Raw genomic sequence first — 22,710 nt, 5'->3', positions numbered from 1 at the left:
GGATGATAAAGCGTCAGGAGGGTCACTTTATGACAATCACACATCTGATGACCGACGAGGCGGTGCTGCTGGAGCTCGGGCTACGCCTTGCGCGCATGCGCCTTTCGCAGGGACTCACCCAGGAACAGCTGGCGGATGCGGCCGGCGTCTCCAAGCGCACCGTGCAGCGGCTCGAAGACGGTACGCCCGCGCAACTGGCCAACCTGATCCGGTACCTGCGCGCCCTCGGCAGGCTGGAGGCGCTGGACGCCCTGCTGCCCAGCGACAGCCCCAATCCGATCGACCTGCTGGAACGCCGCGGCCAGCCGCGCCAGCGTGCCCGACCGGGGGTGGCCGCGTCGACCCCGGCCAAGCCGTGGACGTGGGGCGATGAGCAATGAGTACCACGGCCGAGGTGCGCTTGTGGGGCAGCCGGATCGGCGCGGTGACACTGGCCGACGGCGAGCGGGTCGCGCAGTTTGCCTACGACCCGGCGTTTGCACGCTCCAGCATCGAAGTCGCCCCTCTGACCATGCCGTTGGCGGCGGAGCGGGTCTTCAGCTTCCCCTCGCTCAACCCCGCGGGCTTCCATGGCCTGCCCGGCCTGCTCGCCGATGCCCTGCCGGACAAGTACGGCAACACCCTGATCAACGCGTGGCTGGCCACGCAGGGCCGCACCCCGGACAGCTTCAACGCGGTGGAGCGGCTGTGCTACACCGGCACGCGCGGCATGGGCGCGCTGGAGTTCTCGCCCGTGCATGGTCCGCGCGTGCGCACGGCGCACAAGATCCAGATCGATGCCCTGGTCGCGCTGGCCACCGAAGTCCTGAGCAACCGCGACAATCTGCGTGCCTCCTTCGGTGATGAAGAACGCGCCGATGCGCTGCGCGACATTCTGCGCGTGGGCACCTCGGCCGGTGGCGCACGGGCCAAAGCCGTGATCGCCTGGAACGAAAGCACCGGTGAGGTCCGATCGGGCCAGGCCGCGGCCGCGCCAGGCTTCAGCTACTGGCTGCTCAAGTTCGATGGCGTACAGAACAACCGCGACAAGGAGCTGGCTGACCCCAAAGGTTACGGCGTGGTCGAGTACGCGTACGCGCTGATGGCACGGGATGCGGGCATCCAGATCAGCGAGTGCCGGCTGCTGGAGGAAGGCGGCCGCCGCCACTTCATGACCCAACGCTTCGACCGCACCGAGGCCGGTGGCAAGCACCATATGCAGTCGCTGGCGGCAATGGCCCACTTCGACTTCAACGATCCCGATGCGTACTCCTATGAGCAGGCGTTGCTGGTCATGCGCCAGCTGCGCCTGCCCATGGCGCAGCTGGAAGAACAGTTCCGGCGGATGGTGTTCAACGTGATCGCGCGCAACCAGGACGACCACGTCAAGAACATCGCCTACCTGATGGACCGGCAGGGCCAATGGTCGCTGTCCCCGGCGTTCGACATCACCTGGGCGTACAACCCGGACGGCGACTGGACGGCCCGGCACCAGATGTCGATCAACGGCAAGCGCGAGGGGTTCGACGTGGCCGACCTGGCCGCATGCGCCGCCACCGCCTCGATCAATGCCCGCCGCGCCCGGGACATCATTGAGCAGGTCCGGCAAAGCGTGCTGCGCTGGCCACACTTTGCCGACGAGGCCGGCGTCGCCGAGATCTGGCGCGATCAGATCCGCGGCAGCCTGCGCACGGACATTCGCTGACGCGCGCGAGCCGATCGCAAATCCACTCACCTGATGCCGCGTTCGATATTGCGACGCGCCATGTAAACGGTTACAGCCCCTGCTAGCGTGACCTCTACCCCGCCGTCGGGGTCGTTTCAGATCAGGAGCACGTTGATGGGGCTGCATGCTGACCGTTCGACTGTTGTGCACCGGCCGCGCCGCGTCATGGCCGCTACCCTGCTCTTCTCTGCGCTCGCGCTGAGCTTCGGCGCTGCCGCCCAGACCCTGCCGCCGCGCAGCCAGTGGCAGGCCAGCAGTTCCTCGCAGCAGGTGCCGGCGATGGCGGTCAGCCACCTGATCGATGGCGACCCGAAGACAGTCACCGGCGGCGCCTTCAGCCCCGGGCACTGGTTCCAGGTGGACCTGGGCACGCCGAGCACGCTCAGCGGCGCGCAGATCACCTGGGACGTTTCCAATCCCGAGGGCTACACCCTGCAGACCTCGCTGGACGGCCAGCAGTGGCAGCCGGCTTACACCATGCGCGATTCGCTCGGCGGTATCGAGACGCTCTACTTCGCGCCGCGCCAGGCCCGCTACCTTCGCCTGGCGAGCCCGGAGCGCACGTCGGACTGGGGCGTGTCGATCTTCGAACTGGAGCCGTTGGACAGCACCACCCGTGCGCGCGTGGTCGGGGTGGATGCAGCCCAGGCCGCGGCGCTGTGGCAAGGCGGCAGCGCGGTCACGATTCCACGTGGCAAGGACGGTACGCACACGCTTGAGATCACCTTGCCGCGTGCCGTGGCTACCACCGGCCTGGCCGTGCACTGGACAGGCGCGCATGGCGCCGCACGGCTGCAGGCGCGTGATGCGCAGGGCAGCTGGGTGGAGCTTGCGCGCGATCCGCAGGCTGCTGCACGCCAGCAGAGTTGGCTGGCCGGCACTGCGGCGGTGAGCGCCACGGCGCTGCGGCTGACGGTGGAGGGCGACGCGCCACAGGTCGACCGCCTGCGCCTGCTGGGGCCGAAGGCGGTGATGACGCCCATGAAGCGTTACCAGATTGCCGCCAGTGGCGCGCAGCGCGCGTTGTTCCCGGCCTCGCTGCACCTGCAGCAGACCTACTGGACCGCAGTCGGCATCCATGCCGGCCGGCAGAAATCGATTTTTGACGAGTACGGCAACATCGAGGCCTTCAAGGGCGCGCCGCTGGTGCAGCCGATCTGGCGCAATGCCGACGGTGTTGCCGCAGGCGCCGCCGACCAACCGGTGCAGCACGCACTGCGCGACGGCTGGAAGCCGATGCCCTCGGCCACCTGGTCGCCACAACCCGGGCTGGAACTGCAGAGCGAAGCGTTTGCGGTCGAGCTCGATGGCCAGCCGGTCACCTTCGTGCGTCACCGCCTGCGCAACACCGGCAGTGCGCCCGTCGACGGCACCCTGACCTTGGCGGTGCGGCCGATGCAGATGAATCCGCCGTGGCAGAACGGTGGCCTCTCACCGATCCGCGAAGTCGACATCGAGGGGCAACGCGTACGCATCAATGGTCGCGCCCTGCTGCAGTCGCTGACGCCGGTGGATGCGGCCGGCGCGGCACCATTCGGCCCGGACGGCAGCAGCGAGATCACCGCAGCGATCGCCAACGGCACCTTGCCCGCCGTCACGCAGGCACGCGATACCGATGGTCTGGCCTCCGCGGCGCTGGCCTACCGCGTGCAGCTTGCGCCCGGTGCCAGCCACTCGGTGGTGGTCGCCTTCCCGCTTGGGACCGCCGCCTCGGCCGCGGATGGCGCCCTGCCCGACGCCCCGGCGCTGGATCTGGCCGGCGTTCCGCGTACACCCGATGCCGCGTACGACACGCTGGCCAAACGTGCATCGGACGACTGGCAGGCGCGCCTGGGCCAGGTCGGCCTGCGCCTGCCTGATCCCTCATTGGTGGACATGCTGCGCGCGCAGGCCGCTTACATGCTGATCAACCAGACCGGCCCGGCGATGCAGCCCGGCCCGCGCAACTACAACCGCTCCTTCATCCGTGACGGCATGGCCACCTCGGCGGTGCTGCTGCGCATGGGCGAATCCCAGGTCGCCCGCGATTACCTGGCCTGGTACAGCGAGCACGGTGTACACGCCAACGGCCTGGTCTCGCCGATCCTCAACGACGATGGCAGCGTCAACACCGGCTTCGGCTCGGATATCGAGTACGACAGCCAAGGCCAGTACATCAGTCTGGTCGCCGACGTCGCGCGGCTGGATGGCGGCCCGGAATCGGTGCGCGCCTACCTGCCCAAGGTGAAAGCAGCGATGCGCTTCCTGCAGGAACTGCGCGAGCGCACGCTGGTGCCGGGCTACATGGCCAGCCAGCCCGCGCCCGAACGCTTCGCCGGCATCCTGGCGCCATCGATCAGCCACGAGGGCTACCCGTCGCCCACGCACAGCTACTGGGACGACTACTGGGGCCTGAAGGGCTGGCATGACGGCGCGTGGTTGGCCGAATCCCTCGGCGATCACGAAACCGCCGCATGGGCGCGCGAACAGTACGCCGCCCTGCACGATGCGCTGGCTGCTTCGATCCGCGCCACGATGGCGTGGAAGGGCATCGACTTCATTCCCTCTTCGGCCGACCTTGGCGATGGCGACCCGACCGGTGTGTCGATCGCGCTCGACCCGACCGGCGCACAGGATGTGCTGCCGGCGGAGGCACTGCGCACCACGTTCGCGCGGTATCTGCAGGATGTGCGCAAGCGCGGCGAGCCGGGCGCGTTGTACGCCTACACGCCGTATGAAATCCGCAACGTGCTGAGCTACGTGCACCTGGACCAGCCCGAGGCGGCCGACGAACTGCTGCAGGGCCTGCTGCACGACCGCCGCCCGCTGGAATGGCAGGTACTGGCCGAGGTGGTGCACTCGCGGCTGCGCTTTCCGCGCTACCTCGGCGACATGCCGCATACCTGGATCGGTGCCGAATACGGGCGCACGCTGTTCGGGATGCTGATGCGCGAAGACGATGACGCACTGTCACTGCTGCCGGGCACCCCGCCGTCATGGCTGGTCGGCGATGGGCTGGCCGTGGATCGCCTGCCGACCGCCCATGGCACCTTGGCGCTGCAGGCCCGGCAGCGCGACGGAGCGCTGCAGGTCACGCTGGGCAAGGGACTGCGCAAGGACACCGCGGTGCGCGTGTGGTGGCCGAGCCGGACACGCCCGACGTCCGTGCGGGTGGATGGGCGCAGGCTCACTGACTACGACGCACGCGGTGTACTGCTCACGCAGCCGTTCCGCCGGCTGGAGGCGACGTGGTGAGACTGGGGAAGGTCAGACCCCGCCCTCCTGCTCATGCAGGGTGATCAGCGATTCCATCAGATCCTCGTCCGCGCTGGCACAGACGGCCAGCAGCACCGCTTCCTCGCAGCCGGTATCGACGATGTAGGCGTGGCCCATCTGGCTGTCGATGTAGATGCCCTGCCCGGTCTCCAGCACCACCGGATCGTAGAACTCGGTGTGGACCTGGATGCGGCCTTCGATCACATGCACGTACTCCTCGCCCGGGTGGCGGACCAGCTCACCGAACTCGGCGGTGGTCTTGGCCCGCACCTTGGTGAGGATCGGGATCATCCGCTTGCGCCGCAGTTCGGTGCACAGATAGTAGTAGTCGTAGTTGTCGGTCTGCACCCGCAGCGCTTTGTCGAGCGAGCCGAGGCTGCGCCGCGCGGTGACCGGTTTGGGCGCGCTGTCGGTCTCCGGCTCGGAGAACAGCTCGGACATGCGCAGGTTCAAGCGCTGGGACAGGTGCTGCAGCTTGTCGTAGGTCAAGGTCAAGCGGTCATGCTCAATCTTGGACAGCGTGGACAGCGGAATTTCGGTGTGCTCGCTCATTTCCTTGAGCGTCCATCCCTGGCGGGTGCGCAGACCGCGCAGCAGGGTTCCGAGCGTCGGGCTTTTGGGGCTCATCGACAGGACCTTTGGGCTATTGCTGGTGAAGTTGCCGATACGATACTACGTAGAGATGAATGCCATCCTGATCAGGATGCTTTCTTGTCGCGTTCGCCGCGTTAAGCGCTTCTCTGCGCCCTGAAAACGTTCTCAATGGTCAAAAAACGGCCTGCGCTGGGCATCCAATCGTCACATTCAGCCCGGTTTGCGCGATCCAATCGCGATCACGCGCATTTGACATTTCTCTGATCAGGAATATTGTTGTCTGATTGAGATGGTTTGAAGGGGATCGTCACATGCGTGCGTTGTCAGGGCTTGTCGGCTTGTGCTGTGGGCTGTTGCTGTCTTTCCAGGCCGACGCACAGCGGCCATCCTCCCCACCCCAGGCGGCCACACCGCCTGCCGGCGTGGATTCCGTTGCCCGGCTGACCGCCGACGATGCGACCACCTGGCTGGATGGCTTCATGCCGTATGCCATCGCACGCGGCGATATCGCCGGTGCGGTGGTCACCGTGGTCAAGGACGGCAAGATCCTGGTCCGCCGCGGCTACGGCGTCTCCGATGTGGCCAAGCAGACGCCGGTGGATCCGGACCGCACGCTGTTCCGGATGGCCTCGGTCTCCAAGCTGATGACCTGGACCGCGGTGATGCAGCTGGTGGAAGCGGGCAAGCTGGATCTGGACGCGGACATCAACCAGTACCTGGATTTCAAGGTGCCCGAACGCGGCCTGCCGATCACGCTGCGCCAGCTGATGACGCATACCGGCGGCTTCGAGGCCAACATCAAGTACATGTGGACCAGCGAGGCCGTGGCCGAAGCCGGTGGCATTGAACTGGGGCCGTACCTCAAGCGCCGCGTGCCGGCGCAGATCTTCGCGCCCGGTACCGTGCCCGCGTACTCGAACTACGGCACCAGCCTGGCCGGCTACATCGTCGAGCGCGTGTCGGGCCAGCCCTTCGCCGAGTATGTCGAGCAGCACATCTTCGTGCCGCTGCAGATGCAGCACGCCAGCTTCCGCCAGCCGTTGCCGCCGGCGCTGCGCGCCCTGGTCACCAAGGGCTATGCCCTCGGCTCGGGCAAGCCGCGTGAGTTCGAAGTGACCCCGTCCGCGCCGGCCGGCGCCCTCTCGGCCACCGGCAGCGACATGGCGCGCTTCATGATCGCGCACCTCAGTGCGGCCGGCGGTCACGACACCGCCATCCTGAAGGCCGCGACCAGCCAGCTGATGCTGACCCCGCAGACCCGCTTCGCGCCGCCACTGAACACCATGGCGCTCGGCTTCTACGAGATCGATGTCAACGGCCAGCGCGTGGTGTCACACGCCGGTGACACCTACTCGTTCCACTCACAGCTGTTCCTGTTCCGCGATCACGATGTCGGCCTGTTCGTCTCGCTCAACAGCGCCGGCGCCAATGGCATCACCGGCCCGATCCGGCGTGAACTGCTGGAAAACTTCGCTGACCGCTACTTCCCGGCGGGCACCGCGGCCCCGGCAGCGGCCGTCGACGCGGCGCTGGCCAAGGCGCAGGCCCGCCAGCTGGCCGCACCGAGCTATCTCGATTCGCGTCGCGCCGAGACCGGCATCGGCCGCACCGGCATCCTCACCCAGACGCGCCTGGAAGCCCTCGACGATGGCAGCCTGCGCTTGCCGCGCCTGAAGCAGCCCAACGGGCAGCCGACCACCTTCAAGCCGATCGGACCGTGGCTGTGGCAGGCGAACAACAGCGAACTGCGCTTGGCCGCCATCCTCAAGGACGGCAAGCCGGTCGGCTTCGCGGTGGATTCCTCCTCCCCGTTCAACGTGTTCCTGGTCGCGGAAGGCTACCGCTCGGCGCTGTGGCTCAAGCCGTTGCTGACCGCTGCGGTGGCGGTGTTGGCACTGGCCGCGCTGGCGTGGCCGATCGCCGCGTTCGTCCGCCGCCGCCATGGCCGCGTGCTGGGCTGGCCCCGCAGCACCGTGCTGGCCTATCGCCTGAGCCGCGCCGCCTGCTGGCTCCTGCTGCTGGTGCCTGCCGCCGCGATGGCCGTGATGGCCTGGGCGTCGGCCGATTTCGCGCGCCTGGATGATCGTCTGGATCCGGCGGTGATCGGGCTGGGCATCGCCACGGTGATCGCGATCATCGGCGGGATCGGCGCAACGGCCTGCAATCTGGTGCAGACGGTCCGCGCTGGACGCGGCTGGCTGGCGCGCCTGTGGGCCGCGCTGCTGCTGCTGTCGGCCTGCGTGCTCGCTTACGCCCTGGTCCTGATGGGCCTGGCCGACTTCGCTCTCAACTACTGACCCATGGCCCCGCCGTGGGGCTGGAGACATCCTGTGAAACTGACCCTGCAGATCGACTCGCTTGCGTTGCTGGCCCCGTTCCGGATCAGCGGTTACGTGTTCGAAAACGCGCCGGTGCTGCGCGTGGAACTGGAAGAGGACGGCCATCGCGGCCGTGGCGAAGCCAGCGGCGTGTACTACTTCAATGACACGCCCGAGCAGATGCTGGCCACGCTGGAACTGCTGCGTGCGCGGATCGAAGCCGGCATCACCCGCGCCGAACTGCAGCAGCTGCTGCCCCGCGGCGGTGCGCGCAACGCGCTGGACTGCGCGCTATGGGATCTGGAAGCAAGCCGCACCGGCAAGCATGCCTGGGCGCTGGCCGGACTCTCACAGACCCGGCCGCTGCTGACCACCTGGACGCTGGGCGCCGATGACCCGGCGACGATGCAGTCGATCGCCACCGGACGCTATGCGCCGGCCAAGGCACTCAAGCTCAAGCTCAGCGGTGACCTGGATATCGACATCGAGCGCGTGCGCGCGGTGCGCAAGGTGCGCCCGGAGGTGTGGATGGGCGTGGACGCCAACCAGGGCTACAGCGTGGATGTGCTCGATGCGCTGATTCCGGTGCTGCTGGAGAACGACATCAAGCTGCTGGAACAGCCGCTGCCGCGCGGTCGCGAAGCCGAGCTCAACGGCTTCGCGCGGCCGCTGCCGTTCGCCGCCGACGAAAGCGTGCAGGACGCTTCAGAGATCGAAGCGCTGGCAGGCCTGTTCGACGTCATCAACATCAAGCTCGACAAGGCCGGCGGCCTCACCGAAAGCCTGGCGATGGTCGGCAAGGCGCGCTCGCTGGGCATGCAGGTGATGGTCGGCAACATGATCGGCAGCAGCTGGGCGATGGGCCCGGCCTTCATCGTGGGCCAGCATTGCGACGTGGTGGATCTGGATGGCCCGCTGTTCCTGCGCGACGATCGCGTGCCGGGCCTGCGTTACGACGAGGGCCTGGTGCATTGCCAAGATGCCGTGTGGGGCAAGGGAGTGCAGGCATGAGTCTCTGGCGCCCCCTGATCTGCGGCCTGCTGCTGGCCTCCACCGCCGCGTTCTCGCCGCTGCATGCGCAGGCACCCACGCCCGTCGCGACACCCGCCGCACCGGTGGCTGCCGAGACGCCGGACACCCTCACGCCCGCACCGGCCGCCACCGGCACGCTGGATGCGGCCCGTGTCGATACGTTCCTGGATGGCCTGGTGCCCTATCTGATGGCGCAGGGCGATCTCGCCGGCGCCGTGGTCACCGTGGTCGAGAACGGCAAGGTCGTCACCGAGCGCGGCTTTGGTTTCTCCGATGTTGAAAAGCGCACGCCGGTGGATCCCAAGACCACCCTGTTCCGCCCGGGCTCGATCTCCAAGCTGTTCGTCTGGACCGCGGTGATGCAGCTGGTGGAACAGGGCAAGCTGGACCTGGACACCGACATCAACACCTACCTGGACATCAAGGTCCCGGCCAAGGGTGAGCCGATCACACTGCGCCAGATCATGACCCACACCAGCGGTCTGGAAGAGCGCATGCGCTACCTGATCGTGCTCGGCCCGGACCATCCGGCCAACCGCGACAACTACCTCAAGGAATGGGTGCCCAACCAGATCTCCGCACCGGGCACCACGCCGGCGTATTCCAACTACGCCACCGGCATCGCCTCGTACATCGTCGAGCGGGTCAGCGGCCAGCGCTTCGAGGACTACGCCAGGCAGCACATCCTGCAGCCGCTGGACATGCAGTACGCCAGCTTCGAACAGAAGCTGCCGGCCGAGCTGCTGCCGCACGCCGCCAAGGGCTATCTGCTGGGCTCGGGCAAAAGCTACCCGGCCGAGAAGAACACCGCGCCGGGCGTGGGCGGTCTGTATGCCTCCGGCTCGGCGATGGCACGTTTCATGATGGCCACGCTCAATCATGGTGAGCTCGACGGCCAGCGCATCATGCGCGCCGAGACCAACGCACAGATGCTGACCCCGCAGCCGGCGATCCTGCCGCATCTGCCGCGCATGGCCCTGGGCTGGATGGCCTCGGACACCGGGGGCTACGACACGCGCTCGCACGGCGGCACGATGCTGTTCTTCTACTCGTGGCTGTGGATGATCCCGGAACGCAACATCGGCGTCTTCGTTTCCACCAACAGCGTGGGGCGTGATGCGGCCGGTTCTGCCCTGCGCGCCCAGGTGTGGGAGCGCTTCGTCGAGAATTTCCTGCCGACCCTGCCGATCGAACGCGCCGGCCCGGGCGTCGATGCTGCGATGGCGCGCGAGCACGCCGCTGCGCTGGCCGGGACGAGCTGGCAGAGCACGCGCCGTTCGGACAGTTCGTATCTGCGCATGCTGACGCTGTTTGCACCGATCCGTGTGCACCCGCAGGAGGACGGCACGATCACCGTCGATGGCCAGAAGGGCCTCAACGGCCAGCTGCTGCGCTGGCGCGAGGTGTCGCCGTGGTTGTGGCAGCAGGAGAACGGCCGCGGCCTGTTGGAAGTGAAGGTCAAGGACGGCCGGCCGGTGTACTTCTCCGGTGGCCCGTTCGCCTCGGTGTTCGGCTTTGAACCGATGCCGGGCTGGCGTTCGCCGGCGTGGCTGCGCCCGGCGCTGTTCGTCGCGCTGGGGTTGCTGACGCTGTCGGCCGTACTGCGCATCGGGGGCGTGTTCGTGCGCCGCTACTACCGTGTCGGCGCGCCGGCAGAACGCCGCGGCCTGCGCTGGCTGCAGACGTTGTCGATCACCACGCAGCTGGGCACCGTCGTCGCCTGGGCGCTGTATGTGAAATCGATCGCTGGCCCGGGCGCGATCTCGTCGTACACCAACGGCCCATTGATCCTGGTGCAGGCGCTGTCGTGGCTGAGCGTGTTCGCCGCCATGGCCCTGGTGTGGGTGGCGGTCCGTGCGCCGGCCAGCTGGCCGCGTGTGCGCCGCCATGGTGCCTGGGTGGTCGCACTGGCAGGCCTGGTGGTGGCGTTCGTCGCCATTACCCAGCGCCTGATCAGCACCGGTCTGCAGCTCTGACCTACGGACGCCCTGCCCGATGACCCTCGATGCACCGCGCAAGGCCTGGTTCGGGCAACCGCCAGGCCTGACCATCCTGTTCCTCACCGAGATGTGGGAGAAGTTCTCCTATTACGGCATGCGGGCGCTGCTGGTCTATTACATGACCAAGCAGCTGCTGTTCTCGCAGGAACAGGCCTCGATGGTCTACGGCCTGTACACGGCGCTGGCCTACCTCAGCCCGGTGTTCGGCGGCATGCTCGCCGATCGCTGGCTGGGCAAGCGGCGGGCCGTGATCCTGGGCGGCGCGATCATGGCGTTCGGCCACTTCCTGATGGCCTTCGATGCACTGCTGTATCCGGCATTGCTGGCGATCGTGCTCGGCAACGGGCTGTTCCTGCCGACCTTGCCCGGCCAGGTCGGCGATCTGTACCAGCGCGATGATCCGCGCCGTGGCTCGGCGTTCAATGTGTACTACGTGGGCATCAACCTCGGTGCGTTTCTCGCCCCGCTGATCTGCGGCACGCTGGGTGAGGTGTATGGCTGGCACGTTGGCTTCTCCGCGGCCGGCATCGGCATGCTGCTCGGCCTGGTGATCTACATCACCGGCCGCCGCCATCTGCCGCCGGATCCGCCGCGCAGCGAACGCGCCACGCTGCCGTTCTCGGCGTTGTGGCAGCCGGCCTACCGGCCCTTGCTGCAGCTGATGACGATGATCGCCGGGTTGATCGTGATCTTCCGCCTGGCCTACGAGCAGATCGGCAACACGATCGCGATCTGGCTCGACACCGGGGTGGACCGCGTGCTCACCGCGGACTTCACCCTGCCAATGACCTGGTTCTTCTCGCTCAATCCGCTGCTGGTGTTCCTGATCACGCCACTGCTGGTGCGTCGCTGGACGCGCCAGGCACGCGATGGCCGCGAGCCGGCCGCACTGACCAAGATGGCCATCGGTGCCGCGGTGGTCGGGCTGTCGTTCGCGCTGGTGGCGGTGCTCGGCGGTGAACCGTCGGCCAAGGTCGGCTGGCTGTGGGCCGCGCTGTTCTTCGCGATTTTCACCTTCGGCGAGCTCTTCATCCTGCCGGTGGGGCTGGGCCTGTTCGCCCGCCTGGCGCCGGTGGGCTTCGGTGCCACCATCATCGCGTTCTGGTTCCTGGCCTCGTTCGGCGGCAACCTGCTGGCCGGCGCGGTCGGCACGCTGTGGTCGACGCTTTCCAGCACGGTGTTTTTCGCCCTGATGGCGGGCACCTGCTTGTTCGTTGCGGTCCTGCTGCTGCGCCTGGAGCGTCGGGCACGGCCACTGCTCGCCAACAACGCAGCCCCCACCCAATCCCCTGCGGACTGACGCCACGCGGCTGTACCAGCCGTGGCTGGCGACCGTGTTTTCTGCCTGACCCCGTCCCTGATTCCGGAGAGACCGCCACATGCGCAAGCCGATCAACCGCTCGATCCTCGCCTCCACCATCACCCTGTGCTGCATGGGCCTTGCCACCACCGCGATGGCGCAGGATGCCGACGCCGATGACAGCCGCAGCACCCCCGATGTCGTGGAGCTGGACCGCGTGGTGGCCACCGCGCAGAAGCGCAGCGAGAACGTCATGGAGGTGGCGGCCGGCGTGAGCGTGATCAGCGAAGAACGCCTGGAAGCGTTCGGTGCGACCCGCTTGAACGACTTCGCCGCCTACGTGCCCGGCTTCCAGGTCGACAGTGGCGGCGCGCCGGGCCAGACCACGATGGCGCTGCGCGGTGTCGCGCCCCTCGGCGGCGGTTCGATCATCGGCACCTACATCGATGACACCCCGATCGGCCCCAGCAGCAACAAGCAGCGCGCGACCACCTACGCGCTGGATCTGCTGCCGTATGACATCCAGAGCGTGGAAGTGCTGCGCGGCCCGCAGGGCACCCTGTATGGCGCCAGCTCGATGGGCGGCCTGTTCAAGTACATCACCAAGGCCGCCGATCCGGACGGCTTCGAGTTCCGCGCCGGCATGGACGTCAACGCCACCAAGGAAGCGGGCGACGTGGGCACCGGCGTGCGCACCTCGTTCAACGTGCCGCTGATCGAAGGCAAGCTGGGGCTGCGTGCCAGCCTGTCGCGCCAGGGCACGCCCGGCTATGTGGACCAGCCCGACCTCACCGGCGACAACGCCAAGGACAGCAACGGCTATTACCAGCTCGCCTCCCGGCTGGCATTGACCTGGCGCATCAGCGACACCGCCAACCTGCGCGTGCAGGCGTTGTCGCAGATCGTGGATGCCGACAACTCCAGCGCGGTGGGCCTGACCTATCCGACGCTGGAGCCGATCCGCGGCCCGCTCGAAGGCATCCTGCAGCGGGCGACCCCGTACCGGATGGAGACCGACTACTACTCGGCGATCCTGGACTGGGATCTGGGCAACGTTGATTTCGTCTCCGCGACCAGCTTCTCCGAGACCCGCATGGATGAGGTGCAGGACTCCACGCTGGTCTATGGCGTGGCATGGCCGCTGCTGACCCCGTACCCGGCCGGCCAGGCGCAGTTCGATGTATTTCTCGGCACCCGCAAATGGACCCAGGAGTTCCGCCTCAGCTCCAAGGAGAGTGAGCGCTTTGAATGGTTGCTGGGCACTTTCTTCACCGGCGAGAAGAACGCCAACCGCCAGCAGGTCAGTGCCTACGATGCCAACGGCATCCCGCTGCCGTTCAATCCCGGCACCGCCAGCCTGCCCGGCACCTATGACGAGCAGGCGATCTTCGCCGACGTCACCTACAAGTTCAGCCCGCGCGTCGATGTCTCTGCCGGTGTGCGGCATGCGCGCAACCAGCAGGATTTCGAGCAGCACAGCACCGGCCTGCTGTACGGCCCGCGGCCGATCGATCTGGCCGACTCCGCCGATGACAGCGTGACCACATGGAAGCTGGCCTCGCGCTGGCACCTCAACGACAGCACGATGATCTACGCGCGCTACGCCACCGGCTACCGCCCGGGCGGACCGAACGTATCGACCTCCGGCGTGGTGCCGATGACCAAGGCCGACACCCTGGACAACCTGGAGCTCGGCTTCAAATCGCACTTCTGGGACCGCCGCGCGATGATCGACCTGGCGCTGTTCCGGATCGACTGGGACGACATCCAGGTGCGCGTCTCCGAGAACGGCCTGAGCTGGATGGGCAACGCCGGCAGCGCGCGCAGCCAGGGGGCGGAACTGAGCCTGATGGTGCGGCCGGCCGAGCGCCTCACACTCGGCCTCAATGCGGCCTACATCGATTCGACGATCGGCGACGTACCGGCCTCCAGCGGCCTGGTCTCGGGCAGCCGCATGCCGATGACGCCGCGGCTGAGCTGGTCGGGCACGATCGACTACGACGTCGATGTGAGCGACCAGTGGCGGGGCCGGGTCGGTGCCGGCTATCGGGTCACCGGCGAGCGCGTGGCCGGGGCGTACGACATCGACAGCTACAACGCGCTGGACCTGCATGCCGAGCTGACCAACATGACGTGGACGGTCCGCCTGTATGCGCGCAACGCCACCGACGAACGCGCGTACGTCTCCACCGGCTCGGTGCGAGACGCGCTCAACCGCTATGTCGCGGTGACCGGCGTACCGCTGCAGCCGCGCACGATCGGCATGTCCATCGACTATCGCTACTGAGTCCAGCCACCTGCCATGGCGGCGCCCCGAGCTGCCGCCGGACCACCCGTCGGAAGAGAAATGGAATAATCCTAATTAGGTTGCATATTCTCTGATTAGGACTTATACAGATCCAACCAGGTCAAACAACAGCGAGCCCCTCGTGAATGCTTCCCCTGCTCTCTTCTCTCCCCCGACCACTGGATCCGCCATGAGCTCGACGCCCACTGCCGCCGTGCAGGCCCTTGCCGCCCTCCCCCAGCCGTACCTGCTGTTCCTGGGCGACACCACCGAAGCCGGCTTCGCCAAGACCGCGATCGGCCTGCACGACTGGGCCCCGGAAGTGTGCGTGGCCGAGTGGAGCCTGCCGGGCTGCCCGATCAGCACCGGCCTGCCGAGCATGACGCCGGCCCAGGCGCGCGCGGCCGGTGCACGTGCGATGGTGATCGGCGTGGCCAACGGCGGTGGCGTGATTCCGCCGCAGTGGCTGCCGGCCCTGGTCGATGCGTTGGAAAACGGGCTGGACCTGGTCAGCGGCATGCACCAGAAGCTGGGTGACATTCCGGAACTGGCGGCCGCAGCCGAACGCCATGGGCGCGAACTGATCAACGTGCGCGTGCCGCCGCGTGGCATTCCGGTCGGCAACGGCCGCAAGCGCACCGGCAAGCGCGTGCTGACCGTCGGCACCGACTGCGCGCTGGGCAAGAAGTACACCGCCCTGGCCCTGGCGCGTGGCCTGCGCGGCCTCGGCGTGGATGCCGACTTCCGCGCCAGCGGCCAGACCGGCATCCTGATTGCCGGCAGCGGCATTCCGATGGACGCGGTGGTGGCCGACTTCTCCGCCGGCGCCGCCGAACTGCTCAGCCCGAACGCGGCCGATGATCACTGGGATGTCATCGAAGGCCAGGGCTCGCTGTTCCATCCTGCCTACGCCGGTGTCAGCCTCGGCCTGCTGCACGGCAGCCAGCCCGATGTGTTCGTGGTCTGCCACCAGCCGGGGCGCAAGCATGTGCTCGGCTATCCGGACTACCCGCTGCCCTCCATCGAGGAAGTGATCGCGCTGACCGTGCAACTCGGGCGCCGGACCAATCCGGATATCCGCTGCGTCGGCGTCAGTCTCAATACCCATGGCATGACCGACGCCGCGGCAACGGCCGCCTGCGCCGAAGTCAGCGCGCGTCTTGGTCTGCCGGTGGCCGATCCGATGCGGCAAGATGGGGAATTCAACCGCCTGCTGGAGGCCTGCATCGCATGAAGATGACATCCCGTACCTTGAGCCTGTGCGTGGCGGCGTTGCTGGGCCTGAGCCCGCTCGCCGCGTTCAGCGCCGGCAAGACCAGCCCGGTGGAAACCGAGGTCGCGCGGCTGGCCACCCTGATCGACGGCAAGGTCGGTGTCTCGGCGTGGCGCCTGGATGGCAAGGGCGAGCAGGTCCATCTGAATCCCGATGAAGGGTTCCCGATGGCCAGCACGTTCAAGGTGGCGGTCGCGGCGGTGATCCTGACCAAGGTGGATGCCGGCGAACTGGCGTTGACCACGATGGTGCCGGTGCCGAAATCGTTCTATGTCGATTCGGAAGTCATCGCGGACCGCTTCATCCATGACGGTGTGAGCCTGTCGGTGCACAACCTGCTGGAGGTCATGCTGACCCAGAGCGACAACACCGCCACCGACGTGCTGGTGGCGCAGGCCGGCGGACCGGCCGCGGTCACCGCCTGGCTGCGCGCGCAGGGCATCGAAGGCCAGCGCCTGGATCGCAACACCCGGCAGCTGCTGAGCGATATCTTCGGCCTCGGCGATGAGCCGCTGACCAAGGAGCGCGTCGCCGAACTGACCCTCGATCCGGAGGTGGTCAAGCGCACGAAAGCCGGCAACGAGGCCTTCGACAAGGACCCGCGCGACACCTCCACGCCACGCGCGATGTCGACCCTGTTGACCAGACTGTTCACCGGCAAGGCCCTGAGCCCGGCCAGCACCGAGGTGCTGGTGCAGATCATGGAACGTTGCCGGACCTGCAGCGCGCGCCTGCGTGGCAGCCTGCCGCCGGGCACCAAGGTGGCCGACAAGAGCGGTACCGTGGCCGGCACCGTCAATGATGTCGGCGTGGTCACCCTGCCCGATGGCAGCCAGTTCGCGATCTCCGTGTTCGTCAAAGCCAGCAATGCCCCGCGCAGCGAACGTGAGCGTGTGATCGCCGAGATCGCCCGCACCGTGCGCGACTTCTACCTGCTGCAGCCGACGGCCGCGCGCAAGTGACCGCCGCCGCCAGCCGGTTCCAGCGGTACCTGTTGCCCGGCCTGGCGTTCAAGTCCGCCGTGATCGGCGGCGGATACGCGACCGGCCGTGAGCTGGCGGAGTTTTTCCTGCCATCGGGCCCCTGGGGCGGCCTGGCCGCGATGGTGTTGTCGATGCTGATCTGGAGCGTGATCTGCATCCTGACGTTCCTGTTGGCCCGGGCGATCCGGGCCAACGATTACCGCACCTTCTTCCGGCATCTGCTGGGCCGTGGCTGGTGGACCTTCGAAGTGGCCTACCTGGCGCTGATTGTGGTGGTGCTGGCGGTATTCGGCGCGGCCGCCGGCGAACTCGCCGCGACCATGTTCGGTTGGCCACGGATCGTCGGCACGCTGGTGCTGGTGGCGATCATCACCGGCGTGGTGCAGGCCGGGACCAACGCCGTCGAACGCATGTTCAAGCTGATGTCGGCGTTCATGTACCTGGTCTACGCCATTGCCGCGTGCCTGATTCTGTATCGCTTCGGCGGCGGCGCGATGGCGCAGCTTTCGAACACGCATGAGCTCGGCCAGGACTGGGTGCTCAACGGCGTGACCTACGCCGGCTACAACATGTTCGCGGCGGTCTCGATCCTGCTGGTGGTGCGCCACCTGCTGTGCCGGCGCGATGCGGTGATCGCCGGCGCCCTGGCCGGCCCGTTGGCGATCCTGCCGGCGATCGTGTTCTACGTCTGCATGATCGCGTTCCTGCCGGACATCGCCGACGCGCCGCTGCCCTCGGACCTGATGCTCGGCCAGCTCGGCCTGCCATGGTTCCAGTGGTTGTTCCGGCTGATGATCATGGTCGCGCTGGTCGAAACTGGCGTCACGCTGATGGCCTCGGTGGACGGCCGCATCAGCGTCAACTGGAAGGAACGTACCGGCGCCGCCCCGGGCCGCGGCATGCGCGTGGCGATCATTGCCGCCATCCTGCTGATGGCCGTGTTCCTGGCCGATGGGATCGGACTGGTCGCGCTGATCGCGAAGGGCTACCGGCTGCTGGCGTATGCGATCCTGGCCACCTATGTGGTGCCGCTGCTGGCGTACTCGGCGTGGCAGATCTGGACACGCCATGGGCAGGCCTTCACCGCGCCCGTGGGCGAGCTGCCCGATCCGCGGCCTGCGCTGGCCGATGCGCTCGGCGCTCACCCGCCACAGGCAAAGACCAGGAACTGATGCAGTGCGCGTGCCGGCGCGGACAGGTCTTCGTCCGGGCGCCAGACCAGGCCGACTTCCATCGGCGGCACCGCATCGGTGAGGGTGCGTACGTCGATCCGGCGCCCCTCCAGCGACCACGGTCGATAGACCATGTCCGACAGGATGCTGACCCCGAAGCCGTAGGCGACCATGCCACGCAGCGCTTCCAGCGACGAGGTGCGGAACACCACGTTGGGTTCGCGCCCGACCGAGCGCCAGTAGCGCATCGCCGACTCCTGCCCTTCGTCGACCATCAGCATGATGTACGGGTACGGCTCGACGTCGGCCGGGCTGATCACCGGCAGCTGCAGCAGCGGATGCGACTCGGCCAGCCACAGCTGGCGGCGCGAGCGGATCAGCACCTGGCGCCGCAGCACATAGGGCTCGGCCATGTTGGAGATGATGCACAGCCCGAAATCGAGCTCACCGCTGCCGACGCCCTGTTCGATCGCCGCGCGGTCCATGTCGACCAGATCCACCTCCACCTGCGGGTAGGAGCGCTTGAAGCGCGCCAGCAGGCTCGGCAGGAAATAGCCCAGCACCGTGTAGGAGGCGCCGATCCTCACCCGGCCTGGCAGCGTGTTGGCCAGGAACATCGGCTCGCTGAGCGCGTCCTGCAACGTATCCAGGATGTGCCGCACATGCTGGTGGAAGCGGTGCCCCTCGGCGGTCAATCCGACCCCGTGCGGCATGCGGTCGAACAGCTTCAGCCCCAGCGAGGTTTCCAGCTGGGCGACCGCGGTGGTGATGACCGACTGGGAGACGTGCAGCTTGCGCGCAGCCTGCGAAAACTGCCCCAACTCGGCCGCTTCGGCAAAGTACCGCAGCTGGCGCAGGGTCATGTTGGCGGGGATTTGCATGCACGGGCTCCCACGGAATGAAGATATCTGAATAAACAATACCTCATACGCAATTAAACAAATTTACGATAAGCCGCTGTGCCTCTAGACTTCACACCGGGTGCAATGCGCCATGGCCCCAGCCGCCTTGCAAGCGCTGGCCCTTACCCGCTTCGCGACGAGATCCCGCCCGGATGTCGGCGCGCCAACATCGCCATTACCGTTGCCCCCCGCCTGCGGTATGCCTGTAGCTCCATGACCCAAGCCCAGCGAGGCCCCTGACATGTCATCACCCCAGATCCCCGCCACGCGTGAACCGTTGCGTTTGCACGTGCCCGAGCCCAGCGCCCGTCCCGGCGAGGCCACCGACTTTTCCTATCTGAAGCTGAGCCCCGCCGGCGCGGTCGACAAGCCGCCCGTGGATGTGAGCGCCAGCCAGACCGCACCGCTGACCGGCCAGCTGATCCGTGTGCTGGACGACAACGGCGACGCCGTGGGCCCGTGGGCCGCCGACATCGACGACGCCGTGCTGCTGCGTGCCATGCACGCCATGCTCAAGACGCGCGCCTACGACGCCCGCCTGCTGATCGCCCAGCGCCAGAAGAAGACCTCGTTCTACATCCAGTGCCTGGGTGAGGAAGCGATCGCCGTCGGCCAGACCCTGGCGCTGCGCGATGACGACATGCAGTTCCCGACGTACCGCCAGCAGGGCATCCTGATCACCAAGGAAGTCTCGCTGGTCGACATGATCTGCCAGGTGCTGTCCAACGCGGCCGACCCGCTGAAGGGCCGCCAGCTGCCGATCATGTATTCGTACAAGGATTACGGCTTCTTCTCGATCTCCGGCAACCTGACCACCCAGTACATCCAGGCCGTGGGCTGGGCGATGGCCTCGGCGATCAAGGGCGACACCCGCATCGCCACCGCATGGGTGGGTGATGGCGCGACCGCCGAAGGCGACTTCCACGCCGCGCTGACCTTCGCGCACGTGTACCGCGCACCGGTCGTGCTCAACGTGGTCAACAACCAGTGGGCGATCTCCACCTTCCAGGCGATTGCCGGCGGTGAGAACACCACCTTCGCCGCGCGCGGCGTGGGCTACGGCATTCCGTCGCTGCGTGTGGACGGCAACGATCTTCTGGCCGTGTACGCCGCCTCGCGCTGGGCCGCCGAACGCGCCCGCAGCAATCTCGGCCCGACCCTGATCGAGTGGGTGACCTACCGCGCCGGGCCGCATTCGACCTCGGATGATCCGTCCAAGTACCGCCCCGCCGATGATGCCCAGCAGTTCCCGCTCGGCGATCCGATCGACCGCCTGAAGCAGCACCTGATCAAGCGCGGCCTGTGGAGCGAGCAGCAGCACGACGAACTGCGCACCGAACTGGATGCCGAGATCCTGCGTGCCCTCAAGGAAGCCGAGACCCACGGGTTGCTCGGCAGCGACAACCGTCCCGGCGCGGCCCTCATGTTCGAAGACGTCTACAAGGACATGCCCGAACACCTCCGTCGCCAGCGTCAGCAGTTGGGAGTCTGAACACATGAGCGGGATTGAACAGAACAACACCGGCGGTACGCCGATGACCATGATCCAGGCGCTGCGCTCGGCGATGGACGTGATGCTGGAACGCGACGACAACGTGGTGGTCTTCGGCCAGGACGTGGGCTACTTCGGCGGCGTGTTCCGCTGCACCGACGGCCTGCAGACCAAGTACGGCAAGCAGCGCGTGTTCGATGCGCCGATTTCCGAGAACGGCATCGCCGGCGCGGCGATCGGCATGGCCGCCTACGGCCTGCGCCCGGTCGCCGAAATCCAGTTCGCCGATTACATCTACCCGGCCTACGACCAGATCGTGTCCGAAGCGGCGCGCATGCGCTATCGCTCCGGCGGCAGCTTCACCTCCTCGCTGGTGTTCCGCACCCCGTGCGGCGGTGGCATCTACGGTGGCCAGACCCACAGCCAGAGCCCGGAAGCGATCTTCGCCCACGCCACCGGCCTGCGCACGGTCATGCCGTCCAACCCGTACGACGCCAAGGGCCTGCTGATCGCCTCGATCGAGAACGACGATCCGGTGATCTTCCTGGAGCCCAAGCGCCTGTACAACGGCCCGTTCGACGGTCACCACGACCGCCCGGTCACCGCGTGGTCCAAGTACCCGGACAACCTGGTGCCGGAGGGCTACTACAACGTGCCGCTGGACAAGGCCGCCATCGCCCGCGAAGGCAAGGCACTGACGATCATCACCTACGGCACCACCGTGTGGGTGGCCAAGGCCGCCGCCGAAGATGCCGGGATCGATGCTGAAGTGATCGACCTGCGCAGCCTGTGGCCGCTGGACCTGGACGCCATCGTCAATTCGGTCAAGAAGACCGGCCGCTGCATCGTGCTGCACGAAGCCACCCGCACCTGCGGCTTCGGCGCCGAGCTGGTCGCGCTGGTGCAGGAGCACTGCTTCTACCATCTGCAGGCCCCGGTGGAACGCGTTACCGGCTGGGACACCCCGTATCCGCACGCGCAGGAATGGGACTACTTCCCGGGTCCGTCCCGGGTCATCGATGCAATGCAGCGCGTGCTGGAGGACTGAACCATGGGACATCACGTCATCAAGATGCCGGACATCGGTGAAGGTATCGCCGAAGTCGAACTGATCACCTGGAAGGTCGAGGTCGGCGGCCCGGTCGCCGAAGACCAGGTCGTGGCCGAGGTCATGACCGACAAGGCCATGGTCGAAATCCCCTCGCCGGTGTCAGGCACCGTGGTCTCGCTGGGCGGCACGCCCGGCCAGATGATGGCCGTCGGCAGCGAGCTGATCCGCCTGGAAGTGGAAGGCGCCGGCAATGCCAGTGCTGCCAGTGCACCGGCTGCTGCCGCGCCGGCCGAACCGGTTGCTGCGCCCAAGGCGGCTGCACCGGCCGCTGCACCTGCCACCGCCGCCGAGGCCGCACCGGCTGCGACGCCGGCCAAGGCCGCCGCTGCCTCCGCACCTGCCTGCGCCGCCAAGCAGGACGCGCGTGGCGCGGTCACCAACGGCGTGCTCAACGCCGGTGAAGCCCCGCTGGCCTCGCCGGCCGTGCGTCGCCGCGCCTGGGACCTGGGCATCGAGCTGCGCTACGTGCCGGCCACCGGCCCGGGCGGCCGCATCCTGCAGGCCGATCTTGATGCCTACGCCGCAGCCGGTGGCAAGGCGCAGCCGGTCGGTGGCAGTGCCGGCGGCAGCAGCTACGCGCGCCGCACCGGCGAGCAGCAGGTGCCGATCATCGGCCTGCGCCGCAAGATCGCGCAGAAGATGCAGCAGTCCTGGACGACCATTCCGCACATCACCTATGTGGAAGAAATCGACGTCACGGAAGTGGAAGCCCTGCGTGCCAAGCTCAACGAACGTTGGGCCAAGGAGCGCGGCAAGCTGACCCTGCTGCCGCTGCTGGCACGCGCCGTGGTGCTGGCCGCACGCGACTTCCCGCAGATGAACGCCCGCTTTGATGACCAGGCCAACATCGTGACCCGCTACGAGGGCGTGCAGCTGGGTATCGCGACCCAGAGCGAGGTCGGCCTGTCGGTGCCGGTGGTCGCGCATGCCGAGTCGCTGGATCTGTGGCAGACCGCCACCGAGATCGCGCGCCTGGCCAATGCCGTGCGCGTGGGCAAGGCGACCCGTGAGGAGCTCTCCGGCTCGACCATCACCATCAGCAGCCTCGGTGCGGTGGGCGGTGTGGTGTCGACCCCGATCATCAACCATCCGGAAGTGGCGATCGTCGGTGTGAACCGCATCATCGAACGCCCGATGTTCCGCGAGGGCCAGGTGGTGGCGCGCAAGCTGATGAATCTGTCGTCCTCGTTCGACCATCGCATCGTCGATGGCATGGATGCGGCCGAGTTCGTGCAGGCGATCCGTACGCGCCTGGAAACCCCGGCCCTGCTGTTCGTGGAGTAAGC

Annotated in this window: 16 protein-coding genes; 14 read left to right on the top strand and 2 right to left on the bottom strand. The window is 67.4% G+C overall.

Features of this window, described 5'->3' with window-relative positions:
- Positions 1-29 precede the first annotated feature (29 nt).
- The 3 genes from BIZ42_RS17830 to BIZ42_RS17820 all read left to right on the top strand — a co-directional run bounded on the left by BIZ42_RS17830 (position 30) and on the right by BIZ42_RS17820 (position 4,939).
- Complete coding sequence (locus BIZ42_RS17830) at positions 30-380, top strand: helix-turn-helix transcriptional regulator (protein ID WP_070427231.1); 351 nt, start codon at positions 30-32, stop codon at positions 378-380.
- A complete protein-coding gene (locus BIZ42_RS17825) occupies positions 377-1,684 on the top strand; it encodes a HipA domain-containing protein (RefSeq protein ID WP_070427230.1) in 1,308 nt (435 codons plus the stop codon). The genes BIZ42_RS17830 and BIZ42_RS17825 overlap by 4 nt, the downstream gene beginning before the upstream one ends.
- A gap of 135 nt (positions 1,685-1,819) precedes the next feature.
- Positions 1,820-4,939: a discoidin domain-containing protein gene (locus BIZ42_RS17820; RefSeq protein ID WP_070427229.1), complete on the top strand. Its 3,120-nt coding sequence runs from the start codon at positions 1,820-1,822 to the stop codon at positions 4,937-4,939.
- A gap of 12 nt (positions 4,940-4,951) precedes the next feature.
- Here BIZ42_RS17820 and BIZ42_RS17815 read toward each other — a convergent pair whose 3' ends face one another.
- A complete protein-coding gene (locus BIZ42_RS17815) occupies positions 4,952-5,587 on the bottom strand; it encodes a cupin domain-containing protein (protein WP_070427228.1) in 636 nt (211 codons plus the stop codon).
- Positions 5,588-5,976: 389 nt separating this feature from the next.
- Between BIZ42_RS17815 and BIZ42_RS17810 the strand changes: the two genes are divergently transcribed.
- From BIZ42_RS17810 to BIZ42_RS17775, 8 genes are all read left to right on the top strand, one after another.
- Complete coding sequence (locus BIZ42_RS17810) at positions 5,977-7,851, top strand: serine hydrolase domain-containing protein (RefSeq protein WP_172838061.1); 1,875 nt, start codon at positions 5,977-5,979, stop codon at positions 7,849-7,851.
- A 33-nt stretch (positions 7,852-7,884) separates the two neighbouring features.
- Complete coding sequence (locus tag BIZ42_RS17805) at positions 7,885-8,883, top strand: dipeptide epimerase (protein WP_083279894.1); 999 nt, start codon at positions 7,885-7,887, stop codon at positions 8,881-8,883.
- Entirely contained in the window at positions 8,880-10,880 is a 2,001-nt protein-coding gene (locus BIZ42_RS17800) for a serine hydrolase domain-containing protein (RefSeq protein WP_070427225.1), read from the top strand. The genes BIZ42_RS17805 and BIZ42_RS17800 overlap by 4 nt, the downstream gene beginning before the upstream one ends.
- A gap of 19 nt (positions 10,881-10,899) precedes the next feature.
- Positions 10,900-12,204: a peptide MFS transporter gene (locus tag BIZ42_RS17795; protein WP_070427224.1), complete on the top strand. Its 1,305-nt coding sequence runs from the start codon at positions 10,900-10,902 to the stop codon at positions 12,202-12,204.
- A 79-nt stretch (positions 12,205-12,283) separates the two neighbouring features.
- On the top strand, positions 12,284-14,491 hold the full coding sequence (locus BIZ42_RS17790; protein WP_070427223.1) for a TonB-dependent receptor: 2,208 nt from the start codon (positions 12,284-12,286) through the stop codon (positions 14,489-14,491).
- A gap of 190 nt (positions 14,492-14,681) precedes the next feature.
- Positions 14,682-15,725 (top strand): DUF1611 domain-containing protein, encoded by a 1,044-nt coding sequence (locus BIZ42_RS17785; protein WP_070427222.1) that lies wholly within the window; start codon positions 14,682-14,684, stop codon positions 15,723-15,725.
- Positions 15,722-16,726, top strand: a complete 1,005-nt coding sequence (bla, locus tag BIZ42_RS17780; protein WP_019183071.1) for a class A beta-lactamase — start codon at positions 15,722-15,724, stop codon at positions 16,724-16,726. The genes BIZ42_RS17785 and bla overlap by 4 nt, the downstream gene beginning before the upstream one ends.
- Positions 16,723-17,919, top strand: coding sequence for a hypothetical protein (locus tag BIZ42_RS17775; RefSeq protein WP_070427221.1), 1,197 nt, complete (start codon positions 16,723-16,725; stop codon positions 17,917-17,919). Before bla ends, BIZ42_RS17775 begins: the two co-directional genes overlap by 4 nt.
- Here BIZ42_RS17775 and BIZ42_RS17770 read toward each other — a convergent pair.
- Positions 17,889-18,800 carry a LysR substrate-binding domain-containing protein gene (locus tag BIZ42_RS17770; RefSeq protein WP_070427220.1) on the bottom strand — a complete coding sequence of 304 codons (912 nt, stop codon included), beginning with the start codon at positions 18,798-18,800 and terminating at the stop codon, positions 17,889-17,891. The two genes, BIZ42_RS17775 and BIZ42_RS17770, sit on opposite strands and share 31 nt — an antisense overlap.
- Positions 18,801-19,062: 262 nt before the next feature.
- On the opposite strand from BIZ42_RS17770, the gene BIZ42_RS17765 reads away from it, so the two are divergent.
- From BIZ42_RS17765 to BIZ42_RS17755, 3 genes are read left to right on the top strand one after another with little or no spacing between them, the layout of a single operon-like run.
- Positions 19,063-20,313, top strand: a complete 1,251-nt coding sequence (locus BIZ42_RS17765; RefSeq protein WP_070427219.1) for a 3-methyl-2-oxobutanoate dehydrogenase (2-methylpropanoyl-transferring) subunit alpha — start codon at positions 19,063-19,065, stop codon at positions 20,311-20,313.
- Positions 20,314-20,317: 4 nt separating this feature from the next.
- A complete protein-coding gene (locus BIZ42_RS17760; RefSeq protein WP_070427218.1) occupies positions 20,318-21,361 on the top strand; it encodes an alpha-ketoacid dehydrogenase subunit beta in 1,044 nt (347 codons plus the stop codon).
- Between the two features lie 3 nt (positions 21,362-21,364).
- The gene (locus BIZ42_RS17755; RefSeq protein ID WP_070427217.1) at positions 21,365-22,708 is read left to right on the top strand and encodes a dihydrolipoamide acetyltransferase family protein; all 1,344 of its coding nucleotides are present in this window, start codon (positions 21,365-21,367) and stop codon (positions 22,706-22,708) included.
- The last annotated feature ends 2 nt before the right edge of the window (positions 22,709-22,710 follow it).

The organism is Stenotrophomonas sp. LM091 (genome assembly GCF_001806305.1).
Lineage (GTDB): Bacteria > Pseudomonadota > Gammaproteobacteria > Xanthomonadales > Xanthomonadaceae > Stenotrophomonas > Stenotrophomonas bentonitica_A.
This window is presented reverse-complemented; position numbering and strand designations above follow the sequence as displayed.